A 5,336-nucleotide genomic window follows, 5' to 3' on the forward strand; every position below is an offset into this window, starting at 1 on the left:
ATGCAGTCCCATCCGTGACCGGAAGCTAATCCGGCGCCGGCGTGACTATAGCACCCAACAAATCCAGCAGATTGCCCGAGCCATATTCTTTCCGGTGATGGAGGCTCCGCCAGCGATCGACCATCTGACCGGCTTCGCAAAGCGGGACATGGAACTGGTCCGAGCTTAGGCGCTTACCGCCAACGACCAGATGGAGGAACTTTGCAACTCCATGGGCAATCCTCTTCCTCAGAAGCTCGCCCCAGCGACCTCAACAAAGCCGAGTTCGGCCATTTCGGCGTGGGGAAGCTCGTCTGACACAAGCACAACACCAAAGGCATCCGACTGTCGCGTTCGCTCTATGAGTACGAATGCGCGAACCGGCAGGCTCGTCTTATGGCCGGCGACGGGAATGGACATTTGCCAATATTCGGCGCGCAGGGAATATGTAACTACCGCAGCACGCAGCGGTGCCCGCCGTTTGAATGCCTCGCTCCCACCAGGTAAGCTCGTGCACCTTAGATGCTATTGAAAGCGGCGGCCGGAAAGGGGATCAGCGCGTGACGGATCTCGATCTCCTGGCCGCTCGCCGGCCGGACGTGTCGCGTCGCAAAGCGCTGGATGTCGCCGACCGCCCCCACCGCAACGGGTGGGCCGGAGAGCCCAACGGCAACCTTGTGGCCGTCAATCGCGGCCTGAACGCGGCCCATGGCGAATTCGCAATCGCCGTCGAGCACATAGCCGAGCATGCAACCGACGGAGAGGCCCTCGGCATATTGCTCGGTGGTGAATCGTTTCAGCCCCTCACCAACATAGCGGGTGGCCAGCGACTGCCTAGCACCGCGATAGAGCACATTCAGCCGCTTGCACTCATAGGCGAGGTAGCGGTCACGTTCACGGTCGAGCAGCACGGCCATATCGATCTGGCCCTTGCTGAAGGCGAGCCCGTCGGTGGTGAAGCCGAAGGGTTCGTACTGGTACTCCAGCCAGTGGAAGAGCTTGCGCGCCTCCACGTCCCTGGATAGGGCGTATACCAGGTTGGTTGTGATGACGTCCTCTTCCGGATTGGGCGGCAGCAGCGCCAGGCATCGCGGCCAAACCGCGACGATGCGGTCGAGTAGTCGATCATCGATCGAGATGAACAGCCCGGCCCAGTAGCTCGGATCTCCGACAACCATGCCTAGGCCACGCCTTCTTGTTTTTTCCTCAGTCCGGCGAAATCCTGCAGGTCGAGGGCGATCGCATCGGCGTCGCTAAGAGCAGCCGATCGCAGCCAAAAGCGGAGCTGCATCGGTTTTACAAGGTAGAGGCTGTTGCCGTCGAACACCCGAAAATCGGGCATCAGTTGAAAGTTGCCGGGCAACGGCTGATGGACGTTTTTAAAAATCTTGGCGAGAAGGTCGCGCACTTCCGAATCCGACGACTCCGCATAGGGCGTCGGCCGGCCAGCTGGATCCAGCTTCAGCTTCAGCACCGCGAGGTCATCGTTGTGGGCCTCGAGGCGCGCGCCGACCGGATGGTCGCCACCAAACCAGGCGGCGAGCGCGTCTGTCATGACCTGCGCGTAAGCGACCCGATCCCTGCGCGTCGAGCCCCTCCAGATCGCCGGCAAGCTGCCCTGGTGCGGCTGGATGGCCGGCAGGATGAAGCGGGCGGCGTCCTCGATTAGAGCGATCTCCTCCGGCGACAGGCAGAAATAGTCGTAAGCCAACTTGTCGATTTCGGGAAAGATGTCGTCCGGGTCGGCATCCAGTGCGAATCCAGGTCTGTTGAGCGCGCGGTCGATCGTCTCTACCAATCCATCGGCAGCCCGTTGCGCCCGCAAAGGTTCGGGCATTTCCTCCGGTCGCGGAAACGGAAGGCGCACGAGTTCCGATTTCTGAATCTCTGGCCGATCGGAACCGAGCGAGGCAGTCTCATGGAACGCGAACCACATCAGAACCCGGCTGTTGAGCAGCGCGGTCAGGAGCTTGCCGCGTGTCTCCTCGCCGGCTGGCACGGTGAGGCCTTGGATGATGCTGGAGAAGGTGCAGTTCTCGACACAATAAGCGGCGCGCAGACGCCCGCGGCCGACCTGGACGCCGCGGGGGATGAGTACCCTGTCGCCGGTATAAGCCGCCTCGAAGCCTCGCCGGTGAACCGTCCGGGTCTGCCATTTCGGGGCGCCATCCAGGTCTGGCTTCGCGATGGCCAGCGGTGGCAGATCTTCAATCTTAATATGCGGCAACACGCCGACATAGTCACTGCGAACCGTGTTGTAGGATGTTTTCCCAATATGTTTGGCCACCGCCTGCTTGAAACCATCGCCCAATACCCATCCCCGGCCATGAGCAGTGCCTCTGGCCACGTCACCGAAGATTGCGACCAGTTGATCGAGCCGCGTGAAGCCTGAAAGATAATTGAAGAGCTTGCCTTCCGGTTCGCTCATCCATAGCCGCCTTTTGAAGATCAGCGGATCAGCCTTTGCAGCCTTAGACGTTATGAAACTCTTGTCAGCGCTAGAGAGGGTTATCAGCCGCTTGACCTTGAGGTTGAGATCGGCCTTGGGCGCCCAGTAGTCGAAGCGATAAGCTGGCTGTCCTGCCGGTGCGGGGCCGAAGATGATCAGCGCCGCCGCCCGGACCGCACCATCGAAGAGCTGGAAGCGTAGATCCGCGAAGTTCACGACTCGGCGCACACGCGCGGTAGCAATCAGACGGCTGCGCGCCGCGACGGAAACGTCGGAATGGTTGTGGAGGAAGCCCATGGCAGGTAACAGGAAGGCTACACATCCATCCGAGCGCAGGTGCAGCATCGCCTTCCAGGTGAACGCCCATGCATCCTCCTGCAACGGCATCGGCAGCTTGCGCTCAGCGCACCACGTGATCGAGGAGCGGCTCGGCCCGCGGCGGCTGGTCCATGGCGGATTGCCTATGACGACGTCGACTTTTGCAGCAGTGGCGTCGACCGCGAAGAAGTCGCGGCAAACCAGTGTCTTGCCCCAGACCTCGGGCAGAACGTTGCCCTTTTTGATGAGTTGGCGGATGTCGGGCGGATTGACCTGCTCCAGGAGGGCAATATAGAGCGAAAACACCGCCACGCGTACCGCGCCCGGATTTAGGTCGAAGCCGCGCACACGCGACAGCATCGAGAGCAGGCTCGTCCAGCGGATGGTCGTGGAGGTTCGGGTCTGACGCCAGTGCTCGCACAGCCGCTGGAAAGAGCGTACCAGAAAGATGCCGGAGCCGCAGGCCGGGTCGAGAAATTCCCCCTTCTCCCTCACCGAGTCGGGCAACGCGTCCCAGACTTGGGTGACGACGGTGTCGGCCAGGAACATCGGGGTGTAGTAGGCGCCCCTCTCCCGGCGCTCGGCCTCACGTTCGCCGAGAAACCGATCGTAGACGGCGCTGATCAACTCGATCGGAATGTGCTTGAAGTCGTATCCCCAAAAGTGCATCTGGCCAGCGCCCATTTCCTCGTGGCCATCGCGGAAGCGGGACAGCACGTGGAGATGAGGAGGTCCGATGATTGGCGGGCTCTCGTCTGGCTCGAACGAGCAGGGAGCGACAAAGAGGTCGCCGTTGAAGTCTATCCGAAGAGCGGAAAACAGTGCCTCCAACCGAGCCACCTCGCCGGTCCGCAGCAACCCGACGAGGTTCTTCGCCCGCCGCCCGGAGGCCGCTTCGAAATAGTCCGGTCCGACGATCTCGCGGTCCTCTAGATAGGCAATGAACATCGTCTGGATCAGTAGCGCCTGCGCGGCGTCGGGATCGAGACCTGCACCGACGAGCAGCGCGTGCGACCGGGTCAGATTCTCCAGTAGTACACTGTCGACTCGCTCGCGCGGATTGAAGAATTTGGCGTGCTCTTCCCAGAAGCGCCCTGACTCGACGCCGTAGACGATGCCCTTTAGCGCCAACGCGTCCGCGCTCACCGTCAGTGTCTCCACTAGGCAACGCCGCTCAAATTCGTCACCCGGATTTGAGTATGGCGTACGTGACAGTGAGAATACGCGCACGATGTCCTCGGTGAGCACGACCAAGAGGCTCGCGAGCCCTTGATTCCACAGTGCGGCATGCAGAGCTACGACCCTCTCCCGCTCATAGCGTTCGAGCGAGGCGATGACGACGGTGGGCACACCCTGGACACAGAACACCCCGGACGCGCCGAGCCCATCCAGCGTCGCTCTGATCGCGGCGGCATGGGGGGTGTCGCGCACCGAATCGAGACTCTCATACAGGTCGGGGGCGTCTCGACCTGCCAAGTCGAGGCGCTGCCGCCAGGCGTCATCCAGGGGCAAGGCAGAGAGCGTCATCGCCAGCCCGGCAGGATGCGCCTCATCGGCGCGACGGCGCGTATCGGTCGTTCGCGGAATATGACCCAAGTGGGGCACGCGGAGCCGCGTTGCTGATTTGACCTGTTGAACAAGCGATGCGCTGCCTGACTCGGTGTGTTGTTCGGCCCACCATGAATCAGCGGCCGTCCCCCGTCAATGGCAAGTTCTCTGTATGTTCTGCGGCTGTCGGATGCAGCCATACCTGCCGCCCCGTCTGAACCGACTGCGGGAATGGACATTGCGGTGCCGGTTGGGAGCTTAAGGCGCCGAACGACGATCCCCACCTGCAACGGAGGGTCCGACGGAGGATTCGGCAGGAAGACGGTTGGATGCCTTGCACATCGGCGCGGACGGCGTACGCACGACCCATTGCTGGCCGTTGTGACCCGTGGCTGGCACGAAGGAGCCAAAGAGACGCCGCAGGCAGCCGACCAATGCGCCACAGTCGAGGCGCGGCGATGCACCCGCAGAAAGAGCGCTAGTGGGCGCGGCTTGGCTTCGGCCTGGGCCGGCGCAACCGCTCATCGCCCGGGTCTTCCGCGTGGCGGACCAGCACGCAGGTCTGGCGGGGTGCCACCTCAAGTGCTGCTATTCGCAGCCGCGTTGCCGGTCAAAGACGACTAGGCATTGAGCGCCCAAGCCCATTGCTGCATTCAGGTATATCCCTTTCTCGCAGCGGGCCAGGTTACGGCCCACATGCTCAGCGCTCGTATTCGTCGCCCCGGCTGCGCTGCGTCTTGCGGTCTTGCTCCTCGGCCTGCCGACCCTTTTGCCTGGCTGAGCGTTTCTGCTGCTCACCGCGTTGTTGTGCCTTCTCGGCCTGTTGCGGGGAGGTCTCGGGCTGACGCGTATCCTCTCGGGCCGGCAAATCGCGCCCGCGCGCCTCCCTTTCAGGCGCGGCTTCGCCCCCTCCGCCCGCGCCCTTTTGCTGCTCATATTGGAGGCGAGCGAGACGATCGTGCATCTTGTCGTTCACCTCATCGCGGTATTGGTCGAAACGGGGTTGCTCATCGTTGGGAAGCGTTTCCCGCATCTGATCCAA

3 protein-coding genes are annotated in these 5,336 nt (G+C 62.3%); all 3 read right to left on the reverse strand.

The features are described from left to right. Positions 1 to 497: 497 nt before the first annotated feature. Positions 498 to 1,157, reverse strand: coding sequence for a hypothetical protein (locus tag EOA60_RS17170; RefSeq protein WP_127335975.1), 660 nt, complete (start codon positions 1,155 to 1,157; stop codon positions 498 to 500). 2 nt (positions 1,158 to 1,159) lie between these two features. Beyond that, the gene (locus EOA60_RS17175) at positions 1,160 to 4,342 is read right to left on the reverse strand and encodes an N-6 DNA methylase (protein ID WP_206619224.1); all 3,183 of its coding nucleotides are present in this window, start codon (positions 4,340 to 4,342) and stop codon (positions 1,160 to 1,162) included. Between the two features lie 652 nt (positions 4,343 to 4,994). Next, positions 4,995 to 5,336 (reverse strand): hypothetical protein (locus tag EOA60_RS37655; protein ID WP_206628148.1); only part of this gene is annotated, 342 nt, incomplete at its 5' end.

The sequence above is a fragment of the Mesorhizobium sp. M1A.F.Ca.IN.020.06.1.1 genome, assembly GCF_004023265.1.
Classification (GTDB): Bacteria; Pseudomonadota; Alphaproteobacteria; order Rhizobiales; family Rhizobiaceae; genus Mesorhizobium.

Bases quoted from the DNA above. Each gene is read 5' to 3' on its own strand.
- EOA60_RS17170 (WP_127335975.1), bottom strand. From the start codon at position 1,157: ATGGTTGTCGGAGATCCGAGCTACTGGGCCGGGCTGTTCATCTCGATC.